The organism is Pseudomonas sp. B15(2017) (assembly GCF_002113215.1).
GTDB lineage: Bacteria > Pseudomonadota > Gammaproteobacteria > Pseudomonadales > Pseudomonadaceae > Aquipseudomonas.
This window is the reverse complement of record NZ_NEJZ01000007.1, coordinates 13,509-39,313: the sequence shown is the minus strand read 5'-3', so window position 1 is coordinate 39,313 and position 25,805 is coordinate 13,509. Positions and strand designations below refer to the sequence as shown.

The window sequence follows — 25,805 nt, the reverse complement described above, 5'->3', positions numbered from 1 at the left end:
GCATTGCGCCCTTGTCGTGCAGCGGAGAGAAGTGCTTGGACAGAGTGTTTATCGAGGGCCTGGAAGTCGACACCGTGATCGGTGCCTACGACTGGGAGCGCGGCATCCGACAGTGCCTGCGTCTTGATTTGAGCTTCGCCTGGGACAATCGCCCGGCCGCTGCCGGTGACGACCTGACCCTGGCGCTCGATTACGCCAGTGTGTCTACGCGGATCCAGGCCTTTGCCGAGCAGTCCCGGTATCAACTGGTCGAGACCTTCGCCGAGCGTCTGGTCGAAGTGCTGATGAACGAATTCAAGATCACCTGGGTGCGCCTCAAACTGACCAAGCCCGGCGCCGTGCCGGCCGCCAAGGGTGGTGTGGGAGTGGAGATCGAGCGCGGATGCCGCTGACCCAGGTCTACCTCGGGCTCGGTAGCAATATCGAGCGCGAAACCCATTTGCAGGCCGGTCTGGATGCCTTGTCCACGTTTCTGGTGGATATCCGCTGCTCGCCTGTATTCGAAAGCCAGCCGGTGGGAATCAAGAGCGGGCCGTTCTTCAACTTCGTGGTATCGGCGTTCACCGATCTGCCGTTGATCGAGCTGGATCGCCGCTTGAAATTCATAGAAGCGGACAACGGTCGCTATGCGCCGGATCGCAAGGGCTTGCCTCTGGATATTGACGTATTGCTGTACGGCGATTTGACGGGCAACTTCGACGGGCTGATTCTGCCCCGTGCGGAAATTCTTAAAAATGCCTTTGTGCTGTGGCCGCTGTCTTTGATTGCGCCGGATCGGGTACATCCGGGTGTGGGAAAAAGCTTCGCCACATTGTGGGCCGAAGCGCAGATCGATCAGGTGCTGGCGCCGGTCGGATTTGAGTGGCGTGGTACTCAACTCACGCCTTCACACTTGTCTTGAACATTTTGATCCGCCCTCGGCAGGGCGGATCAAATGTTTTCAAGACGACGCCGACTCCTTGTAAGCCTTCAATGCCTTGAGCCGTTCGCGTTTGAGTGCCTCGCCCAGTTCCGGGCCCTTGAATCCCTTCTCCAGCAACGGCTGCACTGCCACGCCGCGCGCCACATTGGCCGCGCCGCGCAGGTAATCCGCTTGTGGATAACTACGCTGTTCAAGCCCTTTGCGGCCTCGGGCATCCATTTCGCACGCGCTGATGAATTCCTCGAACCGCTGTGGTCGACGGTAAACGTCAAAGCTTTGCAGCAACTCAAGCAAGGTCGAAGCCTTCAACTCCAGGGCACGATGCCCGTGGGTGTGATATTGGCCGACCAGCAAGGCCAGTTCCTGACAGTCTTTCGGTGCCTTGAAGCGCTCGTTGACCGCTTTGATCAACTTCAGGCCTTTGTGCTCATGGGCGATATGCCGTGGCCATTCTTCTTGCGGGGTCAGACCTTTGCCGAGATCGTGCAGCAGGCAGGCCCAGCGCACGGTCAGCGGCTGCTTGTGCAAGGCTGACTGCTCAAGCACGCTGAGGGTGTGAATGCCGCTGTCGATTTCCGGGTGATGGGCTTGCGGCTGCGGTACGCCGAACAAGGCATCGACCTCCGGCATCAGTACCTTCAAGGCGCCGCAATCGCGCAACACCTGAATGAACACTTGGGGTTGATCTTCCATCAGTGCGCGGGAAATCTCTTTCCAGCTGCGTTCGGCCGTAAGGGCTTCCAGTTCACCCGATTCGCTGAGCTGACGCATCAGCTCCAGGGTTTCGGGCGCGACCTTGAAGCCGAGCGCCGCGTAACGGGCGGCAAAGCGCGCAACGCGCAGAACCCTGAGCGGATCTTCGGCAAATGCGGGGGAAACGTGGCGCAAAATCCGCTCTTCGAGATCGCGCTGGCCGTGATAGGGATCAGTCAGGTTTTGCTGATCGTCTTCGGCCATGGCATTGATCGTCAGGTCGCGGCGGATCAGGTCTTCTTCAAGCGTAACTTCGGGGCTGGCGTGAAAGGTGAAACCACCATAACCGCGACCGCTCTTGCGCTCGGTGCGGGCGAGGGCGTACTCCTCGCCGCTTTTCGGATGAAGGAAAACCGGGAAGTCCGCGCCGACCGGGCGAAACCCCTTGGCAAGCATTTCTTCTGTCGTCGCGCCGACCACCACCCAATCGATATCCGTGACCGGTTTGCCCAGCAGGCGATCACGAACCGCACCGCCGACCTTGTAAATCTGCATAAAAAACCTCCGTTGGCCCGACAGGATAACCCTTGCGCCGGACTTTCGGAGGCCTGAACGGGATCAAAGATGAATGACGGCCAAGTCGAGGCGACCGTAATCCCCCTCGCTGTGTTCGCTGCGGGGAGGAACGTGATGGGTCTTCATGATCTGGTCGCCCTGCAGGGTTTCCAGATGAATGTCGAAGCCCCACAGCCGATGCAGGTGTTTCAGGACCTCCTCAGTGGAATCACCCAGCGGTTTGCGGTCGTGCTGCTGGTGGCGCAGGGTCAGCGAGCGGTCGCCGCGGCGGTCGATGCTGTAGATCTGCACGTTCGGTTCGCGGTTGCCCAGGTTGTACTGCGCGGCCAGGGTCTCGCGAATGATCCGGTAACCGCCCTCGTCATGAATGGCGGGCACCAGCAAGTCGTCTTTCTGATCGTCATCGAGAATGCTGAACAGCTTGAGGTCGCGGATCACCTTGGGTGACAGGTACTGCAGGATGAAGCTCTCATCCTTGAAGCTGCTCATGGCGAACTTGATGGTCGACAGCCAGTCGCTGCCGGCGATTTCCGGGAACCAGCGACGGTCTTCTTCCGTGGGCTCTTCGCACATGCGACGGATGTCGCGATACATCGCAAACCCCAGCGCATACGGGTTGATGCCGTTGTAATAAGGGCTGTCGAACCCAGGCTGGAACACCACGCTGGTGTGGGACGTCAGGAACTCCATCATGAAGCCGTCCGTTACCAGGCCCTCGTCATACAGGTCGTTCATCAGCGTGTAGTGCCAGAACGTCGCCCAGCCTTCGTTCATCACCTGGGTCTGGCGCTGTGGATAGAAATACTGAGCGATCTTGCGCACGATCCGCACGATCTCGCGTTGCCAGGGCTCCAGCAGCGGGGCGTGTTTCTCGATGAAATACAGAATGTTTTCCTGCGGTTCGGCCGGGAAGCGTGCGTTGTCCTTGTCGCTGTACTTGTCTGCGCCTTTGGGAATGGTGCGCCACAGATCGTTGATCTGCTTCTGCAGATGCTCTTCGCGATCCTTCTGCCGACGCCGTTCTTCCTCGGCGGAAATCGGATACGGACGTTTGTAGCGGTCGACACCGTAGTTCATCAGGGCGTGGCAGGAGTCGAGCAGATCTTCCACGGCGTCGATCCCGTGGCGCTCCTCGCACTGCATGATGTACTGCTTGGCGAACACCAGGTAATCGATGATCGAACTGGCATCGGTCCAGGTGCGGAACAGATAGTTGCCCTTGAAGAAACTGTTGTGGCCGTAGCAGGCATGCGCAACCACCAGTGCCTGCATGCAGATGGTGTTTTCTTCCATCAGGTAAGCGATGCACGGGTCCGAGTTGATCACGATCTCGTACGCCAGCCCCATCTGCCCGCGACTGTAGGATTTCTCGGTGCTGAGGAAATGCTTGCCATAGGACCAATGGTGATAGCCAAGCGGCATGCCGACCGAAGCGTAGGCGTCCATCATCTGTTCGGCGGTGATCACTTCTATCTGGTTAGGGTAGGTATCCAGGGCGTAGCCGGCCGCGATGCGGGCGATTTCGCGGTCGTACGCCTGGATCAGCTCGAAGGTCCATTCCGAGCCGGTGGATATGGGTTGGCGCTTCTGCTCTTTGGCGGTCTTGGCGGTCATGTCACTAACCTGCGCTGGAAGAGTTCACGGAAGACCGGATAGATATCCCCGGCCGAGACCAGTTGTTGCTGGGCAAAAGTGTCGGAAAAGGCTTCGGCGATGCGTTCGTACTCGTACCACAAGGCCTGATGTTCGCGCGGGGTGATCTCCACGTAAGTGTAGTACTGCACGAACGGCATGATCTGGTTGATCAGGATGTCGCGGCAGATCGGCGAGTCATCGTTCCAGTTATCGCCGTCGGAAGCCTGGGCGGCGTAGATGTTCCACTCGTTGCTCGGATAGCGCTCGGCCATGATCTCCTGCATCAGTTTCAGGGCACTGGAGACGATGGTGCCGCCGGTTTCGCGGGAGTAGAAAAACTCCTCTTCATCCACTTCACGTGCGCTAGTGTGGTGGCGGATGAACACCACGTCGATCTTGTCGTAGTTCCGCTTGAGGAACAGGTACAACAGAATGAAAAACCGTTTGGCGATGTCCTTGGTCGCCTGGGTCATGGAGCCGGAAACGTCCATCAGGCAGAACATCACGGCTTTCGAACTGGGGTTTGGCTGCTTGATCAACAGGTTGTACTTGAGGTCGAAAGTATCGAGGAATGGCACGCGGTGGATGCGCGCGCTGAGTTTTTCGATTTCCGCCTCGAGATCCTGAATATCGCCGAAGTTATCCGGCTCTTCGCGTTTGAGTCGCGCCAGTTCCTCTTTGACTTCACGCAGTTTGGCGCGGCTGCTGCCCGACAGGGCAATGCGCCGCGCATGAGCAGAACGCAGGGTGCGAATAATGTTGATCCGCGACGGATTGCCTTCGTTACTGATCCCTGCGCGTACGGTCTTGAAGGTGTCGGTACCGGTCAGGTTGCGCTTGACCAGGTTCGGCAGTTCGAGATCCTCGAACATGAATTCGAGGAATTCTTCCTGGGTGATCTGGAAGACGAACTCGTCCATGCCTTCGCCAGAGTTACCGGCCTTGCCCGGCCCACGGCCACCTCCGCCTCCGGGCGGACGGGCGATGTGTTCGCCAGCGGTAAATTCCTTGTTGCCGGGGTGAACCACGGTCTGCTTGCCGCCGCGACCATGGTGAAGCACCGGTTCGTCGATATCGCGACCGGGAATGCTGATTTGCTCGCCGTGCTCCATATCGGTAATGGAACGCCGGCTGACCGCCTCTTCGACAGCCTTCTTGATGTGGTCACGGTAACGCCGCAGGAACCGCTGACGGTTCACCGTGCTCTTGTTCTTGCCATTGAGACGTCGGTCGATCACATAGCTCATGACTGCTCCTTAGAAGCTGTCCTGCAAAGGGGCGAGCGGTCATGCAGCATTGAACCGAATGCCAAGGGACGTACACGCTCCCCCAAGCGCTTTGGGTGCTGCCTGAACCTCGCTACCGCCTTTCGAACACCTTCCAGAGGCCTGTGTAGCAGAAAATGCGGGCACAGGCCTCGGGCTGACGACAACCGGTCTGACCGGCCGCGGTTTACTGTGACTTTCTGACCCGCAGATACCACTCGGAAAGCAGTCGTACCTGTTTGTCGGTGTAGCCGCGTTCGACCATTCGTGTAACGAAGTCGTTGTGTTTCTGTTGATCCTCTTTGCTGGCCTTGGCATTGAAGCTGATGACTGGCAGCAGGTCCTCGGTGTTCGAGAACATTTTCTTCTCGATAACCACCCGCAGTTTTTCGTAGCTGAGCCAGGTCGGGTTCTTGCCGTTGTTGTTGGCCCGGGCGCGCAATACGAAGTTGACGATTTCGTTGCGGAAATCCTTCGGATTGCTGATACCGGCCGGTTTCTCGATTTTTTCCAGCTCCTCGTTGAGGGCGACGCGGTTGAGGATCTCGCCGGTTTCCGGATCGCGGTATTCCTGATCCTGAATCCAGAAGTCCGCATACAGCACGTAGCGGTCGAAGATGTTCTGGCCGTACTCGCTGTAGGACTCGAGGTAGGCGGTCTGGATCTCCTTGCCGATAAATTCGATATAACGCGGCGCCAGGTACTCTTTCAGGTAGCGCAGATAGCGTTCGCGGGTTTCGGCCTGGAACTGTTCCTGTTCGATCTGCTGTTCCAGCACATAGAGCAGGTGTACCGGGTTGGCAGCGATTTCATGCGGATCGAAGTTGAATACCTTGGACAGGATCTTGAACGCAAACCGGGTCGACAGACCGTTCATGCCTTCATCGACGCCCGCTGCATCGCGGTATTCCTGGATCGACTTGGCCTTCGGATCGGTGTCCTTGAGGTTTTCGCCGTCATACACGCGCATCTTGGAGTAGATGTTGGAGTTTTCCGGCTCTTTCAGGCGCGACAGTACGGTGAACTGCGCGAGCATCTTCAGGGTATCCGGCGCGCAATGCGCCTTGGACAGTGAGCTGTTGAACAGCAGCTTGTCGTAGATCTTCACCTCGTCACTGACCCGCAGGCAGTACGGCACCTTGACGATGTAGATCCGGTCGATGAAGGCTTCGTTGTTCTTGTTGTTGCGGAAGGTGTGCCACTCCGATTCGTTGGAGTGGGCTAGCAGAATCCCGGTGAACGGAATCGCGCCGAGGCCTTCGGTACTGTTGTAGTTGCCTTCTTGCGTGGCGGTCAGCAATGGATGGAGCACCTTGATCGGTGCCTTGAACATTTCGACGAATTCCATCAGGCCCTGGTTGGCCCGGCACAGCGCACCGGAGTAGCTGTAGGCGTCGGCGTCGTTCTGCGGGAATTCTTCGAGTTTGCGGATATCGACCTTGCCCACCAGCGCGGAAATGTCCTGGTTGTTTTCGTCACCCGGTTCGGTCTTGGCGACGGCGATCTGGTTGAGAATCGACGGGTACAGCTTGACCACGCGGAACTGGCTGATGTCGCCGCCGAATTCGGCCAGACGCTTGGTGGCCCAAGGCGACATGATGGTGTTCAGGTAGCGCCGTGGAATGCCGAAGTCCTCTTCGAGGATCGCGCCATCTTCGGTGGCGTTGAACAGACCCAGTGGCGATTCGAATACCGGCGAGCCCTTGATGGCATAGAAGGGCACTTTTTCCATCAGTTGTTTCAGCTTCTCGGCCAGGGACGATTTACCGCCGCCGACGGGGCCGAGCAGATAGAGGATCTGTTTCTTCTCTTCCAGGCCTTGGGCCGCATGGCGGAAATACGACACGATCTGGTCAATGCATTCTTCCATCCCGTGGAAGTCTTCAAAGGCCGGATAGCGACGGATCACCTTGTTGGAAAAGATTCGCGACAGCCTCGAATTGGTCGAGGTGTCGAGCAATTCCGGTTCGCCGATGGCCATTAACAGACGCTCGGCGGCGGAAACGTAGGCACTGCGATCCTTTTTGCACAGTTCCAGGTACTCCTGCAGGGAGAATTCTTCCTGGCGTGTGGACTCGAAGCGTTGTTGGAAGTGGCTAAAGATACTCATGACGTCACCTCGCTCGATACGTGGAGCCGACGCCGGATCACTCAGTCGATGCTGGCAAGCAGCTGCAATGGCAGCTGTTGTTTACCCCCCAGAACCCTTCCACGATCGAAAATCGCGAAAGTCACTCCCGATGACCCGTGCGCCGGTGTACCGGCTCTCCCCTGTTTTGGATGGCCTGGGCTTAAGGATAGTTGGGAATTCGGGAGGTAAAGGCGAGATACGTAATTAGTTGTGGCAGACCGTTCGTCTGCCACCGCGCGAGCCCACGGGAGCCGGGGCTTGCACGTTACAAAAAAATTATTCGGAGGTGCCTTGCGCGGTTTCCGACGGAAAAGTCGTACGCCACAGTTCGAAGCCGCCGTCCATGCTGTAGACGTCGGAGAAGCCCTGGCTCACAAGATACGCGGCGGCACTCTGGCTCGAGTTGCCGTGGTAGCAGACTACGACGGTGGGGGCATCGAGGTCGGCGCCCTGAATGAAAGCATGGAGGGAATGATTGTCCAGATGCTTCGAGCCGCTGATGTGCAGTGCGGCAAATGTTGCCGGGTCACGGACGTCGACGACCACCGCGCCTTGCTCGCGCAGGGCCTGGGCCTGTTCCGGTGGGATACGTTTGAATTCGCTCATGGCGGGCTCCTGTGGCTCGGCTGAAATCGCAGTCTAGCGCGGGGCGCTGACGGGAGAAGATTCGGTGATCAGTGGCGCGACGGTGGGCAGGACGGCCCCGTGGTCGTCGCATTTGCATGACAGGCGTTCGCCGCTGTCGACGTTCATCAGGGTCAGGCTGCCGCCCCACACGCAACCGGTGTCCAGGGCTGAAATGCCTGGCTCGAGCACGTTGCCTTCCAGCGCCGCCCAGTGACCGAAGATGATCCGCAGGCCGCGGGTCTTGCGCTCCTTGTGCTGGAACCAGGGTTTGTAGCCCGCTGGCGCGGTGTCGAGGCCTTCCTTGGTCTTGAGGTCGAGCTTGCCTTCGGCTGTGCAGAAACGCATGCGGGTGAAGTAATTGGTGATGACTCGCAGGCGTGTCACGCCTTTCAGGCCGCTGTCCCATTTCGCCGGCTCATTGCCGTACATGCCGTCGAGGAAGAGCGGAAGCAGGTTGTCATCACGCAGCGCAGTCTCGACTTCTTCAGCGTACTTGAGCGCCTTGCGCAGCGACCATTGCGGCGCAATGCCCGCGTGCACCATGGCCACTTCGCGCTGCTCGTCGTAGTGCATGAGTTTCTGCTGGCGCAGCCATTCCATCAGGTCGGCGCAGTCGGGCGCTTCAAGGATTTCACGCAGCGTGTCGGATTTTTTCATCCGCTCGATGTTCTTCGCCGCTGCAAGCAGGTGCAGATCGTGATTGCCGAGGACGCAGACCAGGGAGTCGCGCATGCCATAAAGGAAGCGCAGGGTTTCCAGTGACTGCGGGCCGCGGTTGACCAGATCGCCGACCAGCCACAGGCGATCCAGGGCCGGGTCGAACGCGACCTGTTTGAGCAGGCACTTGAGCGGTTCGAGGCAGCCTTGAAGGTCGCCGACGGCATACGTCGCCATCAGTGCAGCGCTCCGGGAACGGCGAGGCGAAAGGGCTTGATGATCGCATCGAAATGCTTGCCGTCGTCGGCGACCATTTCGTAGCTGCCTTGCATGGTGCCGACCTTGGTGGTCATCACCGTGCCACTGCTGTAGGTGTGGCTTTTGCCAGCGCCGATCAGCGGTTGCTGGCCGACCACACCGGCGCCGCGCACTTCTTCGACATGCCCGTCGCCATCGGTGATGACCCAATGGCGCGACATCAGGCGGGCCGGTTGCTCGCCATTGTTCTGCACGGTGATGGTGTAGGCGAAGGCAAAGCGCTCGTGCTCGGGTTGCGATTGGTCTGCCAGATAGTGGGTAACGACACTGACATCGACCTGGTAGCGAGGATCGGACATGCAAAAGGCCTTAAAAACGAAGCGGGACGCGGGGCGTAGCTGATTGGGGTTCAGTCTAGGCAAGTATCGGGCAGTAGACCAGAGTCGGGGTTCCGCCCGATAGCGATGATTACCGGTCAGTCGGCTTCAGGCGCTTTCCCCGGCTGTTCGGCGAGCTTGTCAGCCAAACGCACAAACGCGGCCAGGTCGAGTTGCTCGGGGCGCAGGCTGCCATCGACGCCGGCGGCTTCGATCTCGGCGTTGCTCAGTAACTGCTTGAGGGTGTTGCGCAAGGTCTTGCGACGCTGGTTGAAGGCTTCGCGTACCACGCGCTCGAGCAGGCGATGATCCTTGGCGGGATGCGGCAGCACCGCGTGCGGTACCAGGCGGACGATCGCCGAGTCGACTTTCGGCGGCGGATTGAATGCGCCCGGGCCGACGTTAAACAGGTGTTCGACCCGGCAGTGGTACTGAACCATGATCGACAGACGGCCCCAATCGCCGCCGCCAGGACCTGCGGCCAGACGTTCGACCACTTCCTTCTGCAACATGAAGTGCATGTCGCGGATGATGCCGGCGTTGTTCAGCAGGTGGAAAATCAGCGGCGTGGAGATGTTGTACGGCAGGTTGCCGACCACGCGCAGGCTGTTCGGCGCAGCGTTCAGGCTGTTGAAGTCGAACTTCAGCGCATCGCCCTGATGCAGGTTGAAATTGCTCTTGCCGGCGAACTGCTGGTTGAGGATCGGGATCAGGTCCTTGTCCAGCTCCACCACGTCCAGCTGGGCACCGGAGTTGAGGATGCCGGCGGTCAATGCGCCCTGGCCCGGTCCGATTTCCAGCATGCGGTCGCCGGCCTTGGCACTGATGGAGCGCAGGATGCGGTCGATGACGCCGGCATCGTGCAGGAAGTTCTGGCCAAAGCGTTTGCGCGCCTTGTGTTGGTATTGCTCGGTCATAAACGGGTCTCGGCCATCTGGTAGGCGGTTTCCAGGGCGACTTGCAGGCTGCCGGTGTCGATCTTGCCGCTGCCGGCCAGATCCAGGGCAGTGCCATGGTCGACCGACGTGCGAATGATCGGCAGGCCCAGGGTCACATTGACCGCTGCGCCGAAGCCTTTGTATTTCAGCACGGGCAGGCCCTGGTCGTGGTACATCGCCAGCACCGCGTCGCAGTGCTCCAGATATTTGGGGGTAAACAGAGTGTCGGCAGGCAGCGGGCCACGAAGGTCCATGCCCTCGCCGCGCAGGCGCTCCAATGTGGGTTCGATGATGTCGATTTCTTCATGGCCCAGATGACCGCCTTCACCGGCGTGCGGGTTGAGTCCGCAGACCAGGATGCGCGGTTGGGCGATGCCGAATTTTTGTTGCAGATCGGCGTGCAGAATCCGCGTGACCCGTTCCAGCCGCTCCGGCGTGATCGCATCGGCGATGTCGCGCAAGGGCAGGTGAGTGGTGACCAGCGCCACGCGCAAACCGCGGGTGGCGAGCATCATCACCACTTGGGCGGTGTGGGTCAGGTCGGCGAGAAATTCGGTGTGACCGGAAAACGCGATGCCCGACTCGTTGATTACACCCTTGTGAACCGGAGCGGTGATCATCCCGGCGAAGTCACCGTTCAGGCAACCATTGCCGGCGCGGGTCAGGGTTTCGAGGACGAATGCGGCGTTGGCCTTGTCCAGTTGCCCGGCGACCACGGGGGCGCTGAGCGGAGTATCCCAGACGTACAGGCTGTTGGCGGGCGCCGGAGCGTCCGGCCAGTTGTCAGGTGTCACTTCCAGCAAGCTGACAGCCAGCCCCAGCTGCGCGGCCCGCTCCTGGAGCAGGTCGCGGCTGCTGATGGCAATCAGGGGATGTGGCTGGGCTTGCGAGGCGAGCAGCAGGCACAGGTCGGGACCGATGCCGGCTGGTTCGCCGGGTGTCAGCGCGAAACGCTTGGGTTTCACTGCGCTGCCTGGTCTGCACCAGGGAGTTTGATCTCTACGTACGCTTCGTCACGGATCTGACGCAGCCAGGTTTGCAGCTCTTCGTCGTATTTGCGGTTACGCAATACGGTCATCGCCTGCTGCTCGCGGGCCTGTTCGGTGCTGTCGGTGGCGCGACGGCCAAGGACTTCCAGAACGTGCCAGCCGTACTGGGTCTGGAACGGCTTGGACAGCTGACCCTGCGGGGACTTGGCCATCACAGCGCGGAATTCCGGTACCAGTGCGTTCGGGTCGATCCAGTTCAGGTCGCCGCCGTTAAGAGCGGACCCCGGGTCTTCCGAATATTTTTTCGCCAGTTCAGCGAAGTCTTCGCCAGCTTCGATGCGGTTATAGAGCGACTGAGCCAGTTCCTTGGTCTTGGCTTCGTCGCGAACCGGACTTGGCTTGACCAGAATGTGACGCACATGCACTTCGTCGCGCATCTGGCTTCCACCGCCGCGTTTTTCCAGCAGCTTCAGGATGATGAAACCGCCCGGAGTGCGTGCCGGTTGAGTGATGTCACCCGGCGACATGGCGCTCAGTTCGCGATCGAACGGCGGTGGCAATTGAGCGGCTTTACGCCAGCCCATATCGCCGCCTTCCAGCGCGTTGTCACTGGCGGAGTTGGCCACGGCCATCTGGCCGAAATCAGCACCTTGCTTGAGCTGCTGGTAAACCTCCATCGCCTTGCGTGCTGCACTCTGAATCGCTTCGGAGTTGGCGCTTTCCGGGGTCGGGATCAGGATGTTGGCCAGGTGCAGCTCTTCGGACAGTTGCATCTTGCCCAGGTCGGAGGCGAGGAAGTTCTTCACTTCCTGTTCCGATACCTGAATGCGCTCGGCCACGCGGCGCTGACGCACACGGCTGATGACCATTTCGCGGCGGATCTGCTCGCGAGCATCCTCATAGGACAGGCCATCACGGGACAGCGCGACGCGGAACTGCTCCGGGGTCATGTTGTTGCGCTGGGCAATGGTGCCGACTGCCTGGTTCAGCTCTTCATCGGTGATGCGAATACCGGAACGTTCGCCGATCTGCAGTTGCAGATTTTCGATAATCAGGCGCTCGAGCACCTGCTGATCCAGTACGCCCGGAGGCGGCAAGCCGCCGCCACGCTTGGCGATGGTTTGCTGAACTTCGTGGACACGCTGGTCCAGCTGGCTCTGCATGACCACGTCGTTGTCGACGATGGCCACCACTTTGTCGATGGGCTGTACCGCGGCGTTGGCCGCGGTACCCAGGAACAGCGCGCCCAGCATCAGCGGGCGCAGACAATCAGAAAGCTTGGTCTTCACGTTGACGATAACCTTGGATGCCTTTGTCGAGGAAGCTCTCTACCTTGGCGCCAGTGAGGCCGCCGAGTCCCTTCAGAACAATTTGGAGGAAGACGCCGTGGTCGCCTTTTTCGTTTTCCGGGGCGTTCTGACTGAACTCGTCATAGCTGACCCAGTAACGGTTGATCAGGCGCAGTTTCCAGCAGCAGTTGTCATATTCGAAACCACCGAAGGCTTCCAGCGTGCGATTGCGGTTGTAGTCGTACTGCCAGCGGCTGATCGCGCTCCACTGCGGAACGATCGGCCAGATGACCGAGAAGTCATGCTGCTGGATCTTGTAGTAGTCCTTCACGTAGCCAGGCTGGCCCGGAGTGCCGTAGTCACCACCACCCACCGACCATTTACCGGTGTTCTGGTCGTAACGGACCTGGTCGTTGCGATAGCGATAGCCGACGTTGACCACCTTGTTCGGGTTGTCTTCAGGCTGGTAGTGGAACATCGCGCTGCCTGAACGAGGGCTGCGGCTGTCCGGATCCCAGTTGTAATCGGCAGTGGTGCGCCAGTCGCGGTTCCAGCGGTATTCGTATTCCAGGGCGTACGGGGAAACGCTGGATTTTGCGTCGTCGCGATCATTGAACGCGATGCCTGGCAATTGAACCTTGCGATCCTTGAAGTACAGCGCCTGGCCGACGCTGATGCGTTGACGTTCGAAGCCGTCATCTTCGATCCAGCGACTGGTCACGCCCAGCGACAGCTTGTTCTCGTCGCCGACACGGTCGGAGCCGGAGAAGCGGTTGTCGCGGAACAACGAGGCGTAGTTAAAGGTGTACTCGCTGGTGTCGAATACCGGAATGTCCGACTGGTCTTTCTCTGGTACATAGAGATAGAACAGGCGTGGCTCTAGAGTCTGACGGTAGTCCTTGCCGAACCATTGGGTGTTGCGGTCGAAGTAGAGGCCGCCGTCGATACTGGCAATTGGCACGCCACGGCTCTGGCTGCTGCCGAACTTTTCATCGGCCAGCAACGTACTTTTACCTCGCTGATCCAGATCAAGCTGATACTGGGTGTATTGGTACTTGAGCGATGGCTTCAAGAACCCATAAGTCCAGTTCATCGGCAGGCTGACACCTGGTTTCAGATTCAGACGATCGCCATTGGCGCGAGCGAGGCCGACCACGTTGTTGTCGAGGCGAGGCTCGACAGTGCCGTCTTCATTCACGAAGTCGCCGTTTTTCAGATCGCGATCAAACCGGACGATCTCGGTCTCGTAATCGAAATTCAGGCCTTCCGGGTGATACGGCAGCTGACCATTGAAGGTGATCTGCGGCAGGCGGTCATACGGCGTGATGTTCGATACGGTCGCCAGCTGGTACGCCTGGGCATTCAAGCGGGCGGTGTAGCTGTCGCCACGGTAGGTAACCGAGCCCTGCTGGTTCACGTAGTCGGCGCTTTTCACGCCGATCTGGTCGGTCTGCAGATCCTGGAAGTAATACGGATCGCTGATTTTGGTGTAATCCACCTGGGTGAACACGCGGGAGTCCAGACCACCCTTGTGTTGCCAGTTGTACATGTAGCGAGTCTTGTCGTAGTCGGTCTGGCCCTTGCGTTCGTCGTCCTCGTCGTTGAGGTACGCCGCACCGAACTGGCCTTCGCTCGACTTGGTCAGATAGCGGAACTCGCCTTCCATCAGCATGCCGCGCTTGCTCATGTAGCGCGGGTACAACGTGGCATCGTAATTCGGTGCCAGGTTGAAGTAGTACGGGGTGACCAGCATGAAGCCGGTATCGCTGCCGGAGCCGATGGTCGGCGGCAGGAAGCCCGACTGACGACGGTCGTCGATCGGGAAGTAGATATACGGCGTGTACAGGACCGGAATGTCCTTGACCCGCAGCGTCACGTTGGTCGCGGTACCGAAGCCGGTGGCAGGGTTCAGGGTGATGTTGTTGCCCTTGAGCTGCCAGGCGTTGCTGTTCGGTTCGCACGTGGTGTACGTGCCGTCCTTCAGACGGATGATCGCGTTCTCGGCACGCTTGGCGTACAGCGCGTTACCGCGGATGCGCGACTTGTGCATCACGTATTCGGCGTTGTCGACCTTGGCTTCACCGGTGTCGAGCTGCACATCGGCGTGGTCGCCGACGATCAGCGCGCCGTTGTCGCGAATGCGCACGTTGCCGGCCAGTTCGCCACGGCTTTCGGCCTGATACAGGTTGGCCTCGTCGGCTTCGACCTGCATGCTGCCCTGACGCATGACCACGTCACCGGCCAGACTCGCGACCTGCGAATCCTGCTGATAACGCGACGCCTTGGCACCGATGAAGGTCGGCGCGTCACTTTTATTCGTCTTGTCATTCATGCCAGGACGAATCGGTTCGATATAGGAACCAGAGCAGTAAGGACCGGTCTCGGCCAATTGGGCGGCGGTGAGCTTCTCGCGCGGAACCCAGTCGAGGTGACTGTAGTCTTCGCTACGGGATTTCAGGCCACGGCCCTTGGATTCGGTAACCAGTACCGGCTTGGGCCCGGACTCGGCGGTGGAACCGCTCTCGGCCGGTGCTTCGCCGGCGGCGCTGACGGCACTGCCGTCATGCACGGGACGCGGCGGCAAGGCAGCGGCCGGTGTCTTCGGCGAGCAGGCCCAGCCACCCGTTGCCGAGACGGCGCAGTCATACTGCTCGGCGGCAACAACGAATGAACTGGCCAGAGGTTGCATAGCCAGCAGACTGCCGGTTACCAACAACGGAAATTTTTTACGAAACGCGGGGGATTTCAATGCCATCTTATTAGTCCGGGCTTCCTGCGTGCCATCTGCCCGCGGTGTGGGCCGCACGCCTCTCGATGGTCTGAAAAAGATGCTGGATAATAAAGCATGACCCGCTTGACGGCTAGCGCCGTCGGAGACCCTTGCAATGCCTGATCAAGATGTACGCTTGCAACACCTGAAAGTTTGGCTCGATGAACAGTTGGCAATCCTTTTCGCAGATCAGGGCTGGGGAGCCGTACCCCCGGCCACATTGACCGCGGCCAGCAGCGACGCGAGTTTCCGCCGCTATTTCCGCTGGGAAGGCGCGGGTCGCAGCTTCGTCGTGATGGACGCACCGCCGCCGCAGGAAAACTGCAAACCGTTCGTGGATATCGCCTTTTTGCTGGCGAAATCCGGCATCAACGTGCCGAAAATTTATGCCGAAGACCTCGAACGCGGGTTTCTTTTGCTCAATGACCTGGGCAACAAGACCTATCTGGACGTGATCGACAGTGAAAATGCCGACGCATTATTCTGCGATGCCTTGCAAGCGCTGCTGGCTTTTCAGCAGTTGCCGATGGTTGCGCCGCTGCCGAGCTATGACGTCGCGTTGTTGCGCCGCGAGCTGGAGCTGTTCCCCGAGTGGTACGTGAAGCGCGAGCTGGGCGTCGAGTTCGATGCCACCCAACAGCAGCAGTGGCAAAAGGTCAGCGAGCTGCTGATCGACAGCGCCCTGGCCCAGCCGAAAGTGCTGGTGCACCGCGACTACATGCCGCGGAACCTGATGCTCAGCGAACCGAATCCCGGCGTGCTGGATTTCCAGGACGCCGTGTATGGTCCGGTGACCTACGACGTGACTTGCCTGTTCAAGGACGCATTCCTCAGCTGGCCGGAAGAACGTGTGCGCGGCTGGCTGGAAAGCTACTGGCAGCAGGCGTCGGCGCTGAACATCCCGGTGCAGCCGGACTTCGAAGAGTTCCTGCGCGCCAGCGATCTGATGGGCGTGCAGCGCCATCTGAAAGTCATCGGCATCTTCGCCCGCATCTGCCATCGCGACGGCAAGCCGCGTTACCTGGGTGATGTGCCGCGTTTCTTCTCTTATATAGAAGCGGTCATCGCGCGCCGCCCCGAGCTGGCGGATCTGCAGGCACTGCTCGCCAGCCTGCGTGGTGGAGTGACGGCATGAAGGCAATGATTCTGGCGGCAGGCAAAGGCGAGCGCATGCGCCCGCTGACCCTGACCACTCCCAAGCCGCTGGTGCGAGCCGGGGGCGTGCCGCTGATTGAATATCACCTGCGAGCCCTGGCCGCGGCCGGTTTCAATGAAATCGTGATCAACCATGCCTGGCTCGGACAGCAGATCGAAGATCACTTGGGCGATGGCTCGCGATTCGGCGTGTCGATCCAGTACTCGCCGGAGGGCGAGCCACTGGAAACCGGCGGCGGCATTTTCCGCGCCTTGCCGCTGTTGGGCGATGACGCGTTCCTGGTGGTCAACGGTGACATCTGGACCGATTACGACTTCAGCGTGCTGCATCAGCCGATCACCGGCCTGGCGCATCTGGTGCTGGTAGACAACCCGGACCATCACCCGACAGGCGACTTCACCCTGACCGACGGCCAGGTGAGTGATGGCCAGGCCGATGCGGCAACCCTGACCTACAGCGGCATCGCTGTATTGCATCCGCAGTTGTTCGACGGTTGCAGCGACGGTGCCTTCAAACTGGCGCCGCTGCTGCGTAAAACCATGGCGGACGGGCAGGTGACCGGCGAGCGGCTGAAAGGTCACTGGGTTGATGTCGGAACGCACCAGCGTCTGGCCGAAGCTGAAGCCTTGATAGAAGCGAGTCGCTGATATGTTGTGGCCAGGGACTCTGATTGGAGCCGGAGCGGGTTTTGCTATCGCCAGCATTCCGGGGGCCATGCTGGGTGCTTTGTTGGGGCAGGCGCTGGATCGGCGCCTTCATTTGCAGAGCTGGGGGCATTTGCGGGAAAAACTCGGCGGTCGGCCGATGCTGCGCAACGACGAACTGTTGTTCGTGTTGCTCGGGCGTCTGGCCAAGAGCGACGGGCGGGTCACGGACGGTCACATCCAGCAGGCGCGTCAGGAGATGCGCTCGCTGGAAATGAGCGAGCCGGCACAGCGCCGGGCGATTGCCGCGTTCAATCGCGGCAAGTCCGGCAACGACAATCTGCGCGGTTATCTGCGTCGGTTGAGCGCTCAACCCCATGCGGCTGAAGGCGTGTTGCGCGCCTGCTGGCGAATGGTCTGGGCTGATGGCCGGGCCGGTGTCAGCGAGCGTGAATTGCTGGCGCAGTGGGGCAAGTGGCTGGGCTGGACGACGCACCAGATCCAGGCGTTGGCGGCGGATTATGAGCCGCACAAGCGTCCGATCGTCAGCGCCGCGGTGAGTTATCAGGAGGCGATGCGCCTGCTCGGCGTATCGGCCACCAGCGAACCGGCGCAGATCAAGCGTGCCTACCGACGCCTGCTCAGCCGGCATCACCCGGACAAGGTGGCCGGGACCGGCGCCACGCCGGCGCAGGTGCGCGAGGCCACCGAGAGGACCCGCGAATTGCACAATGCCTACAGGTTGATTCGCGAACGGCGGGATTTTCGCTAGGCGAAAAAAATCGCAGCGTTGGGCTGCGATTTTTTTTGTCTGCGTTTTGACAGTCGGGGCTTTAGTCAGGGCTCTGCGGATTCAACCAGCCACGCACTCGACGGAACAATTGTTCCTGCTCAGCCTTGTTGTCCGGCAAGGCCTTGAGCGCGACCTGACTGAACGCAGACGTCTTCAGCCGCTTGCTCGCCTGCATGCGCTCCAGTGCCGCGTTGCGGTCCAGCGGTTTGTCCATGTAGAAAATATCCGCTGTCGGCAGCTTCAGGGTCGGTGTCAGTTCCACCAGTTCCGGTTTGGCCTTGACCGGGGTCTGCGCGGCCACCAGCACCAGCTTCTCGACCTGTGAGGTCTGGCGCTCACTCAAGTAACGTGCGGCCCAATAAGCGCCGGTGCCATGACCGAGGACGACGATGCTGCGCGCGCTCTGTTGCTCGGCGTAGGCCAGTGCAGCGTCAATGCGAGCGAAGATTCGCTCGGCGTCGGCCTTGGACTGTTCCTCGGTGGATTCAGCAACGACCTTGTCGGCCACCTCGGCTTCGCCGCCGGCGGCTTGTTCAATCGGCTCGGCGGTGGTCGAATCCTTGCTGCCCGGATCGGCGGTTTTCGGTGCAGCGGGGGCTTCGGCTACGCGCGGTGCGATGGTATCGCTTTGCAGATCGGGCAGGGTGATACTCAGGCTGCTCCACTCGACATCCGGCAGCTTGCGGCGCAACGGGCCGATCGCCTGGGGCCAGTCAGCGGTTTCGCCGGCACCGGGAACGAGGATCACCGCGCCTTTGGGTTCGGCGGTGTTGGCCGGTTTCCACAGGGCGAGGAAGGTGTCGCTGCCGGCTTGCAGTTGCTGTTGTTCCTGGGCCGGAACCATGCGCTCGAGTGCCGCGGCTTCTTCCTGACTACGCTCAAGCAGTGGCTGGCGTTCGACCGGTTTTTCTTCGGCGGCTTTTTCTGCGGCGGGAGTGGGCGTCGGATCTGCAGCTTCGACGGAAAACGCGCAAGGCAGGATCAGCGACAGGCACAATGCTGGCATTGCCAGGCGATAGACAGGGGGCATCGGTTATTCCAGGCCAGAAGTTATCCCGGCAGCCTAATGGGTTGGTCAGAATTTGTCAGTGTATGAGACTTCAATGATGCGTTTTTGCTGCCTGTGGGTTATCGGCTGTCTGGCGTTTCCCTTGATGGGTTGGGCGGCGCCTGCGCCACCGAGTCACCTCGCGCGGTTGTCGGCGAGTGAGCAACAGTGGCTCGCACAGCACAACGAATTGCGCGTCGGCCTGGTGTTGCAGGCGCCATACGCGCAATACGACCGACGCTTGCAGCGGCTGTCGGGGGCCAACGTTGAAGTGATGAAGGCATTGGCCAGGGCGCTGAATGTCGAGCTGAGCTGGCGCAATTTTCAGGATCTGGCACAACTGGAGGGCGCTGCCCGGGATGGCGAAATCGACATCGCCCCGGGCCTGACCCAGACTCCGGGAGGGCTGCGTCTGTGGCAGTTTTCCGACCCGTACATGCGTGTGCCGCAATTGGTGGTCAGCGACCAGAAGGGTAGCGCGACGGTGGAGCTGGAAAAACTCGACAGCCAGACCCGCGTCGCCGTGCGCATGCCCGGCGTCACCGCCGATTACCTGCGCGGCAATTATCCGCACCTGAATCTGCAAGGCGTACCGATGGAGCGCCAGGCGCTGCAACTGCTGCTGACTCAGCAGGCGTCCTACGCGGTGGTCGATGAGGCGCAACTCGGGCGGCTGTCGGCGGAACCGGAGTTTGCCGGGCTGGTGGTAGTCGGAGACATCGGTTTGCCGCAGTTGCTGCGCATCGGCACCCGCCGCGACTGGCCAGAGCTGGCCGGAATCGTCGAAAGCGCCCTGCGAGCCATCCCGGCCAAGGATCTGGAGCGCCTGCATGCGCAATGGCTGCAACCCAAGTATCCAAGGCTTTCCGAGTCGCCGGGCTTCTGGCAGAACCTGAGTCTGTTGTTCGCGGTGCTGTTGCTCAGTTGCATGGCCATCGTGTTCTGGCAACGCCGTCAGCAACGCAGTCTTGAGCAACGCCTGCTCGATGCGCGGGAAGACATCGCCCTGCGCGCCGCAAGCGAAGAAGCCCTGCGCCTGACCCAGTTTTCCATCGATCAGAGCACCGTCGGCATTCTCTGGGTCAACTGGGACAGCCATGTGCGTTACGCCAATCGAGCGGCAGAAAACATGCTCGGTTATCCACAGGGCGCCATCATCGACCGGCCGTTGATCGACTTCGAACCGGGCCTGCACATGGATCGCTGGCTCAACCTGTGGAAGCGCGCCCGGGCCAGCGAAGAGGGGCCGCTGAGTTTTGAAACCAATTGTGTTCGGGCCGATGGCAGTGTGCTGCCGGCCGACGTGTCGCTGAGCTTCCTGCGTTTTCGCGATGGCGAGTACCTGGTGGTTTACCTCACCGATGTCACCGAGCGTCGTCGTGCCCTGGCTGCGTTGCAGGAAAGCGAGGCGCGGCTGCAAGGCATCGCGGCCAATGTGCCGGGGCTGGTGTTTCGCCTCGAGCGAGCACCGGTGACCGGGCAGATCGACTTTGCCTACATCAGTGAGGGCAGCGAAAGTCTGGTCGGTTATGCGCCGGCCGCCATCGCCCATCGCGACATGGGCCTGCGCAGTCTGGTGCATCCGGATGACCGGGCCGGTTATCACCAGACCCAGGACCAGGCGCTGGACACCGACAGCGACTGGTCGTGGCAGGGCCGGATCCTCACGCGCCAGGGCGAGCAGCGCTGGGCCGAAATCAAGGCGATCACCCGCCAGCTTGAGGGCGGGTCCTATGTCTGGGACGGCATCGTCTGGGACATCACCGAAAGCAAACGCATCGAACTGGAGCTGGCGGCCTCCCGCGAGCAACTGCGCGAGTTGTCGGCGCATCTGGAAAGCGTGCGGGAAGAAGAAAAGGCGCGGATTGCCCGCGAGGTTCACGATGAGCTGGGACAGATGCTGACGGTGCTGAAACTGGAGACGTCGATGTGCGAACTGGCCTACGCGCAACTCGACCCGGGTCTGAACGAACGGCTGAACAGCATGAAGCGCCTGATCGCCCAGTTGTTCCAGCTGGTGCGCGATGTGGCGACGGCGTTGCGCCCACCGATCCTCGATGCCGGGATCGCCTCGGCGATCGAGTGGCAGGCGCGGCGGTTCGAGGCGCGCACGCACATTCCCTGTCTGGTGCAGGTGCCGGACAATCTGCCGCCGCTCAGCGACGCCAAGGCCATCGGTCTGTTCCGCATTCTTCAGGAGGCGCTGACCAACGTCATGCGCCATGCCCAGGCGCATACTGTGGAGCTGACGCTGACCCAGGAAGGCGACGAATTGTGTCTGACGGTCAGCGATGATGGCGTAGGATTTGTCGCCGCTGCCGGCAGGCCGACGTCCTTTGGACTGGTGGGCATGCGCGAGCGGGTGTTGATCATGGGCGGGCAGCTGTCACTCGACAGCGAGCCGGGCGAGGGCACCACACTGAGCGTGCGGGTGCCACTGGATGAGGAGAAGTAAGTGATCCGTGTACTGGTAGCCGAAGACCACACCATCGTTCGCGAAGGCATCAAGCAATTGATCGGCCTGGCCAGGGATCTGCAGGTGGTGGGGGAGGCGAGCAATGGCGAGCAGTTGCTGGAAACCCTGCGCAATGTGCCCTGCGAAGTGGTGTTGCTGGATATCTCGATGCCCGGAGTCAACGGGCTCGAAGCGATTCCACGGATCCGCGCACTGAGCAGTCCGCCGGCGATTCTGGTGCTGTCGATGCACGACGAAGCGCAGATGGCCGCCCGGGCGCTGAAGGTCGGTGCCGCCGGGTATGCGACCAAGGACAGCGATCCGGCGCTGCTGCTGACGGCGATCCGCAAGGTCGCGGCGGGTGGGCGCTACATTGATCCCGAACTGGCCGACCGCATGGTGTTTGAAGTCGGCCTGACCGATGCGCGACCACTGCACTCATTGCTGTCCGAGCGCGAGTTCTCGGTGTTCGAACGTCTGGCGCAAGGCGCCAACGTCAACGACATCGCCCAGCAACTGGCCCTGAGCAGCAAGACCATCAGCACCCACAAGGCGCGGCTGATGCAGAAACTCAATATCACCTCCCTCGCCGAGCTGGTGAAGTACGCGATGGAACACAAGCTGCTCTGAACCACACCTCTATCCACTGTGGGAGCGAGATTGCTCCCACAAGTTTCTTCATCGATCCTGCGATATTGGGCATATCTGTTAGCGACACGCGCTTTTGCTTGTTATTGAAGCTTGCAGCTCCGCGCTCGTCACTGCTTTATCCATTAACGCCATCCTTGTAGGGCAATCCCTACCCCCGGCCTTCCATCCGGCTGAGGCGATTCTCTCCTGCGCCCCGATTTGCGTGACTGTGAGCAGCCACTAGGCTTAATCCCACAGCAGTCATCAATAACAAAGGTGTGGGTATGAGCCAGGTCGAATCAAACGCAGGGGCCAGCGATGTGCTGGTCAGCTTTCGTGGAGTGCAGAAGAGCTACGACGGCGAGAACCTGATCGTCAAAGACCTCAACCTGGACATCCGCAAGGGCGAATTCCTCACCCTGCTCGGGCCGTCCGGCTCCGGCAAGACCACCAGCCTGATGATGCTCGCCGGTTTCGAAACACCGACCGCCGGTGAAATTCTCCTGGCCGGGCGCGCGATCAACAACGTGCCGCCGCACAAGCGCGACATTGGCATGGTGTTCCAGAACTACGCGCTGTTTCCGCACATGACCGTCGCCGAGAACCTGGCGTTCCCGCTGACCGTGCGTGGCCTGAACAAGAGCGACGTCAGCGACAAGGTCAAGAAAGTCCTGAGCATGGTCCAGCTCGATGCCTTCGCATCGCGTTACCCGGCGCAACTGTCCGGCGGTCAGCAACAGCGTGTGGCGCTGGCCCGCGCGCTGGTGTTCGAGCCGCAACTGGTGCTGATGGACGAACCCCTGGGGGCTCTCGACAAACAACTGCGTGAGCACATGCAGATGGAAATCAAACACCTGCACCAGCGCCTCGGCGTGACCGTGGTCTACGTGACCCACGACCAGGGCGAAGCCCTGACCATGTCCGACCGCGTTGCCGTGTTCCACCAGGGCGAGATCCAGCAGATCGCTCCGCCGCGCACCCTCTACGAAGAACCGAAAAACACTTTCGTCGCCAACTTCATCGGCGAGAACAACCGCCTCAACGGTCGCCTGCTCAGCCAGAACGGCGAGCGCTGCGTGGTCGAGCTGGGGCGTGGGGAAAAGGTCGAGGCACTGGCGGTCAACATCGGCCAGACCGGCGAACCGGTCACCCTGTCGATTCGTCCGGAGCGCGTCAGCCTCAACGGTTCGAGCGACCAATGCGTCAACCGCTTCTCCGGGCGGGTGGCCGAATTCATCTATCTGGGCGACCACGTCCGGGTGCGCCTGGAAGTCTGCGGCAAGACCGACTTCTTCGTGAAACAACCGATTGCCGAGCTCGATCCTGCGCTCGCGGTCGGTGACGTGGTTCCGCTTGGCTGGCAGGTCGAGCACGTTCGTGCACTCGACCCACTTTTAGAGGCGCACTGATCGCCCCGGCAATACCAACACCAACCCTGCACGTGGAGAGAACAATAAATGTTGAGATCCCTGAAGTTCACAGCCCTGACCCTGGGCCTGATGGGTGCGGCAAGCGCAATGGCCGCTGGGCCGGATCTGACTGTGGTGTCGTTTGGCGGGGCGAACAAGGCGGCGCAAGTCAAAGCCTTCTACGCACCGTGGGAAGCGGCGGGCAACGGCAAGATCGTCGCCGGCGAGTACAACGGTGAGATGGCCAAGGTCAAAGCCATGGTCGACACCAAGAGCGTGTCCTGGGATCTGGTAGAGGTTGAATCGCCGGAGCTGTCCCGTGGTTGCGACGAAGACATGTTCGAACAACTGGATCCTGCGCTGTTCGGCAAATCCGAAGATTACGTCAAAGGCGCGATCCAGCCGTGCGGCGTGGGCTTCTTCGTGTGGTCGACCGTGCTGGCCTATAACGCCGACAAGCTGAAAACCGCACCGACCAGCTGGGCGGATTTCTGGGACACCAAAAAATTCCCGGGCAAGCGCGGCCTGCGCAAAGGCGCCAAATACACCCTCGAATTTGCACTGATGGCCGACGGCGTTGCGCCCAAAGACGTGTACAAGGAACTGGCCAGCAAGGGCGGTCAGGATCGCGCGTTCAAGAAGCTCGACGAGCTGAAACCGAACATTCAGTGGTGGGAAGCCGGCGCCCAGCCGCCGCAGTACCTCGCCTCCGGTGACGTGGTCATGAGCTCGGCCTACAACGGTCGTATCGCCGCCGTACAGAAAGAATCCAACCTGAAAGTGGTATGGAACGGCGGTATCTACGACTTTGACGCCTGGGCCATCCCGAAAGGTCTGGACGCCAAGCGCGCCGAAGCGGCGAAGAAGTTCATCGCGTTCTCGGTGCAGCCGCAACAGCAGAAGACCTACTCGGAAAACATCGCCTACGGACCGGCCAACTCCCAGGCCGTGCCGTTGCTGGACAAGGCGATCCTGAAAGACATGCCGACCACCCCGGAAAACATCGCCAACCAGGTGCAGATCGACGTCAGCTTCTGGGCTGACAACGGCGAGCAACTGGAGCAGCGCTTCAATTCCTGGGCTGCGAAGTAACCAGAGGGCTCGCCCTCCTGTGATCGTTCCCACGCTCTGCGTGGGAACGCATCCAGTGACGCTCTGCGTCACAGGGACGCGGAGCGTCCCGGGCGGCATTCCCACGCAGAGCGTGGGAACGATCAGTCAGGTTGCGGTGTTCCAACACAACAGAGACGGTTTACCGCCTCTGTAACGATCAAAGATTTGCGGAGTACGTCATGGCCATCGCCGTTCCCCTGAACGAGGGCAACAGCCCCACCTTGAAGCAGCGGCTCAAGCACGCCGAGCGGGTCAACCGCTGGAAGGCCCAGGCGCTGATCGCGCCGCTGGTGCTGTTTCTGTTGCTGGTGTTCCTGGTGCCGATCGTGGCGCTGCTCTATAAAAGCGTCGGCAACCCGGAAGTGGTCGGCGGCATGCCGCGCACCGTGACCGCGATTGCTGCGTGGGACGGCCGAGGCCTGCCCGCAGAACCGGTCTACAAAGCCGCCAGCGAAGACCTCGCCGAAGCGCGCAAAAACCAGACCCTGGGCGATCTGTCCAAGCGCCTGAACATGGAGTTGGCCGGCTATCGCAGCCTGCTGACCAAAACTGCCCGCTCGCTGCCATTTGCCAGCGAACCGGCCTCTTATAAAGAAGCGCTGGAAGGCCTCGACGAGCGTTGGGGCGATCCGGCCTATTGGCAAGCGGTGAAGCGCAACACCAGCAGCATCACCCCGTTCTATCTGTTGGCAGCGGTGGACCACCGCATCGACGACCTCGGTGAAATTGCCCCGGCGACCCCGGATCAGGCGATCTACCTCGATATCTTCGCCCGGACGTTCTGGATGGGCCTGATCATCACCGTGATCTGCCTGGTGCTGGCCTATCCGCTGGCCTACTTGCTGGCCAACCTGCCGTCGCGTCAGAGCAACCTGCTGATGATTCTGGTGCTGCTGCCGTTCTGGACCTCGATCCTGGTGCGAGTCGCCGCGTGGATCGTGTTGCTGCAATCCGGCGGTTTGATCAACAGCGCGTTGATGGCGATGGGCATCATCGATAAACCGCTGGAACTGGTGTTCAACCGCACCGGGGTCTACATCTCGATGGTGCACATCCTGCTGCCGTTCATGATCTTGCCGATCTACAGCGTGATGAAAGGCATCTCGCCAACCTACATGCGTGCCGCGATTTCCCTCGGCTGTCATCCGTTCGCCAGCTTCTGGCGGGTCTACTTCCCGCAGACCTACGCCGGTGTCGGCGCCGGTTGCCTGCTGGTGTTCATCCTCGCCATCGGCTACTACATCACCCCGGCGCTGCTGGGCAGCCCGAACGATCAGATGGTCAGCTACTTCGTTGCGTTCTACACCAACACCAGCATCAACTGGGGCATGGCCACCGCGCTCGGCGGGCTGTTGCTGCTGGCGACCGTGGTGCTTTATCTGATCTACAGCTGGCTGGTGGGCGCCAGTCGCCTGCGCCTGAGCTAAGGG

Annotated in this window: 22 protein-coding genes; 10 read left to right on the top strand and 12 right to left on the bottom strand. The window is 60.6% G+C overall.

Annotation, left to right across the window (positions count from 1 at the left end):
* Nucleotides 1–35: 35 nt before the first annotated feature.
* Together folB and folK are read left to right on the top strand one after the other, a co-directional pair.
* Nucleotides 36–392 (top strand): dihydroneopterin aldolase, encoded by a 357-nt coding sequence (gene folB / locus CAF73_RS12355; RefSeq protein ID WP_085697719.1) that lies wholly within the window; start codon nt 36–38, stop codon nt 390–392.
* Nucleotides 383–901 (top strand): 2-amino-4-hydroxy-6-hydroxymethyldihydropteridine diphosphokinase, encoded by a 519-nt coding sequence (gene folK / locus CAF73_RS12350; protein WP_085697718.1) that lies wholly within the window; start codon nt 383–385, stop codon nt 899–901. The genes folB and folK overlap by 10 nt, the downstream gene beginning before the upstream one ends.
* A 39-nt stretch (nt 902–940) precedes the next feature.
* Here folK and CAF73_RS12345 read toward each other — a convergent pair whose 3' ends face one another.
* The 11 genes from CAF73_RS12345 to CAF73_RS12295 form a co-directional block, all read right to left on the bottom strand.
* A complete protein-coding gene (locus tag CAF73_RS12345) occupies nt 941–2,170 on the bottom strand; it encodes a multifunctional CCA addition/repair protein (RefSeq protein ID WP_085697717.1) in 1,230 nt (409 codons plus the stop codon).
* Nucleotides 2,171–2,233: 63 nt separating this feature from the next.
* Nucleotides 2,234–3,805: a SpoVR family protein gene (locus CAF73_RS12340; RefSeq protein ID WP_085688468.1), complete on the bottom strand. Its 1,572-nt coding sequence runs from the start codon at nt 3,803–3,805 to the stop codon at nt 2,234–2,236.
* On the bottom strand, nt 3,802–5,073 hold the full coding sequence (locus tag CAF73_RS12335; protein WP_007959907.1) for a YeaH/YhbH family protein: 1,272 nt from the start codon (nt 5,071–5,073) through the stop codon (nt 3,802–3,804). Before CAF73_RS12335 ends, CAF73_RS12340 begins: the two co-directional genes overlap by 4 nt.
* A 205-nt stretch (nt 5,074–5,278) precedes the next feature.
* Nucleotides 5,279–7,201 carry a PrkA family serine protein kinase gene (locus CAF73_RS12330; protein ID WP_064599839.1) on the bottom strand — a complete coding sequence of 641 codons (1,923 nt, stop codon included), beginning with the start codon at nt 7,199–7,201 and terminating at the stop codon, nt 5,279–5,281.
* A 297-nt stretch (nt 7,202–7,498) separates the two neighbouring features.
* Nucleotides 7,499–7,828: a thiosulfate sulfurtransferase GlpE gene (gene glpE / locus CAF73_RS12325; protein WP_085702833.1), complete on the bottom strand. Its 330-nt coding sequence runs from the start codon at nt 7,826–7,828 to the stop codon at nt 7,499–7,501.
* Between the two features lie 33 nt (nt 7,829–7,861).
* Nucleotides 7,862–8,743 carry a symmetrical bis(5'-nucleosyl)-tetraphosphatase gene (locus tag CAF73_RS12320; protein WP_085697715.1) on the bottom strand — a complete coding sequence of 294 codons (882 nt, stop codon included), beginning with the start codon at nt 8,741–8,743 and terminating at the stop codon, nt 7,862–7,864.
* Nucleotides 8,743–9,123 carry a Co2+/Mg2+ efflux protein ApaG gene (gene apaG / locus CAF73_RS12315; protein WP_011336209.1) on the bottom strand — a complete coding sequence of 127 codons (381 nt, stop codon included), beginning with the start codon at nt 9,121–9,123 and terminating at the stop codon, nt 8,743–8,745. Before apaG ends, CAF73_RS12320 begins: the two co-directional genes overlap by 1 nt.
* A 116-nt stretch (nt 9,124–9,239) precedes the next feature.
* Complete coding sequence (gene rsmA, locus CAF73_RS12310; protein WP_085702832.1) at nt 9,240–10,058, bottom strand: 16S rRNA (adenine(1518)-N(6)/adenine(1519)-N(6))-dimethyltransferase RsmA; 819 nt, start codon at nt 10,056–10,058, stop codon at nt 9,240–9,242.
* Nucleotides 10,055–11,044 (bottom strand): 4-hydroxythreonine-4-phosphate dehydrogenase PdxA, encoded by a 990-nt coding sequence (gene pdxA / locus CAF73_RS12305; protein WP_085702831.1) that lies wholly within the window; start codon nt 11,042–11,044, stop codon nt 10,055–10,057. Before pdxA ends, rsmA begins: the two co-directional genes overlap by 4 nt.
* Nucleotides 11,041–12,357 (bottom strand): peptidylprolyl isomerase, encoded by a 1,317-nt coding sequence (locus tag CAF73_RS12300; RefSeq protein ID WP_139832581.1) that lies wholly within the window; start codon nt 12,355–12,357, stop codon nt 11,041–11,043. The genes pdxA and CAF73_RS12300 overlap by 4 nt, the downstream gene beginning before the upstream one ends.
* Nucleotides 12,338–15,112: an LPS-assembly protein LptD gene (locus tag CAF73_RS12295; protein ID WP_085697712.1), complete on the bottom strand. Its 2,775-nt coding sequence runs from the start codon at nt 15,110–15,112 to the stop codon at nt 12,338–12,340. Before CAF73_RS12295 ends, CAF73_RS12300 begins: the two co-directional genes overlap by 20 nt.
* Before the next feature lie 130 nt (nt 15,113–15,242).
* Between CAF73_RS12295 and CAF73_RS12290 the strand changes: the two genes are divergently transcribed.
* From CAF73_RS12290 to CAF73_RS12280, 3 genes are read left to right on the top strand one after another with little or no spacing between them, the layout of a single operon-like run.
* Nucleotides 15,243–16,262, top strand: a complete 1,020-nt coding sequence (locus CAF73_RS12290; protein WP_085702830.1) for an aminoglycoside phosphotransferase family protein — start codon at nt 15,243–15,245, stop codon at nt 16,260–16,262.
* The gene (gene murU, locus CAF73_RS12285; RefSeq protein ID WP_085702829.1) at nt 16,259–16,930 is read left to right on the top strand and encodes an N-acetylmuramate alpha-1-phosphate uridylyltransferase MurU; all 672 of its coding nucleotides are present in this window, start codon (nt 16,259–16,261) and stop codon (nt 16,928–16,930) included. The genes CAF73_RS12290 and murU overlap by 4 nt, the downstream gene beginning before the upstream one ends.
* A gap of 1 nt (nt 16,931) precedes the next feature.
* Nucleotides 16,932–17,699, top strand: a complete 768-nt coding sequence (locus tag CAF73_RS12280) for a TerB family tellurite resistance protein (protein ID WP_085697709.1) — start codon at nt 16,932–16,934, stop codon at nt 17,697–17,699.
* A gap of 61 nt (nt 17,700–17,760) precedes the next feature.
* Here CAF73_RS12280 and CAF73_RS12275 read toward each other — a convergent pair whose 3' ends face one another.
* The gene (locus CAF73_RS12275) at nt 17,761–18,750 is read right to left on the bottom strand and encodes an alpha/beta hydrolase family protein (protein WP_085702828.1); all 990 of its coding nucleotides are present in this window, start codon (nt 18,748–18,750) and stop codon (nt 17,761–17,763) included.
* A gap of 73 nt (nt 18,751–18,823) precedes the next feature.
* Between CAF73_RS12275 and CAF73_RS12270 the strand changes: the two genes are divergently transcribed.
* The 5 genes from CAF73_RS12270 (at nt 18,824) to CAF73_RS12250 (ending at nt 25,802) form a co-directional block, all read left to right on the top strand.
* On the top strand, nt 18,824–21,223 hold the full coding sequence (locus tag CAF73_RS12270) for a PAS domain S-box protein (RefSeq protein ID WP_085702827.1): 2,400 nt from the start codon (nt 18,824–18,826) through the stop codon (nt 21,221–21,223).
* The gene (locus CAF73_RS12265; protein WP_085697706.1) at nt 21,224–21,853 is read left to right on the top strand and encodes a response regulator transcription factor; all 630 of its coding nucleotides are present in this window, start codon (nt 21,224–21,226) and stop codon (nt 21,851–21,853) included.
* A 284-nt stretch (nt 21,854–22,137) separates the two neighbouring features.
* Entirely contained in the window at nt 22,138–23,262 is a 1,125-nt protein-coding gene (locus CAF73_RS12260; RefSeq protein WP_007959931.1) for an ABC transporter ATP-binding protein, read from the top strand.
* A 48-nt stretch (nt 23,263–23,310) separates the two neighbouring features.
* Nucleotides 23,311–24,354 (top strand): ABC transporter substrate-binding protein, encoded by a 1,044-nt coding sequence (locus CAF73_RS12255; RefSeq protein WP_007959933.1) that lies wholly within the window; start codon nt 23,311–23,313, stop codon nt 24,352–24,354.
* Nucleotides 24,355–24,554: 200 nt separating this feature from the next.
* Entirely contained in the window at nt 24,555–25,802 is a 1,248-nt protein-coding gene (locus CAF73_RS12250; RefSeq protein WP_007959935.1) for an ABC transporter permease, read from the top strand.
* The last annotated feature ends 3 nt before the right edge of the window (nt 25,803–25,805 follow it).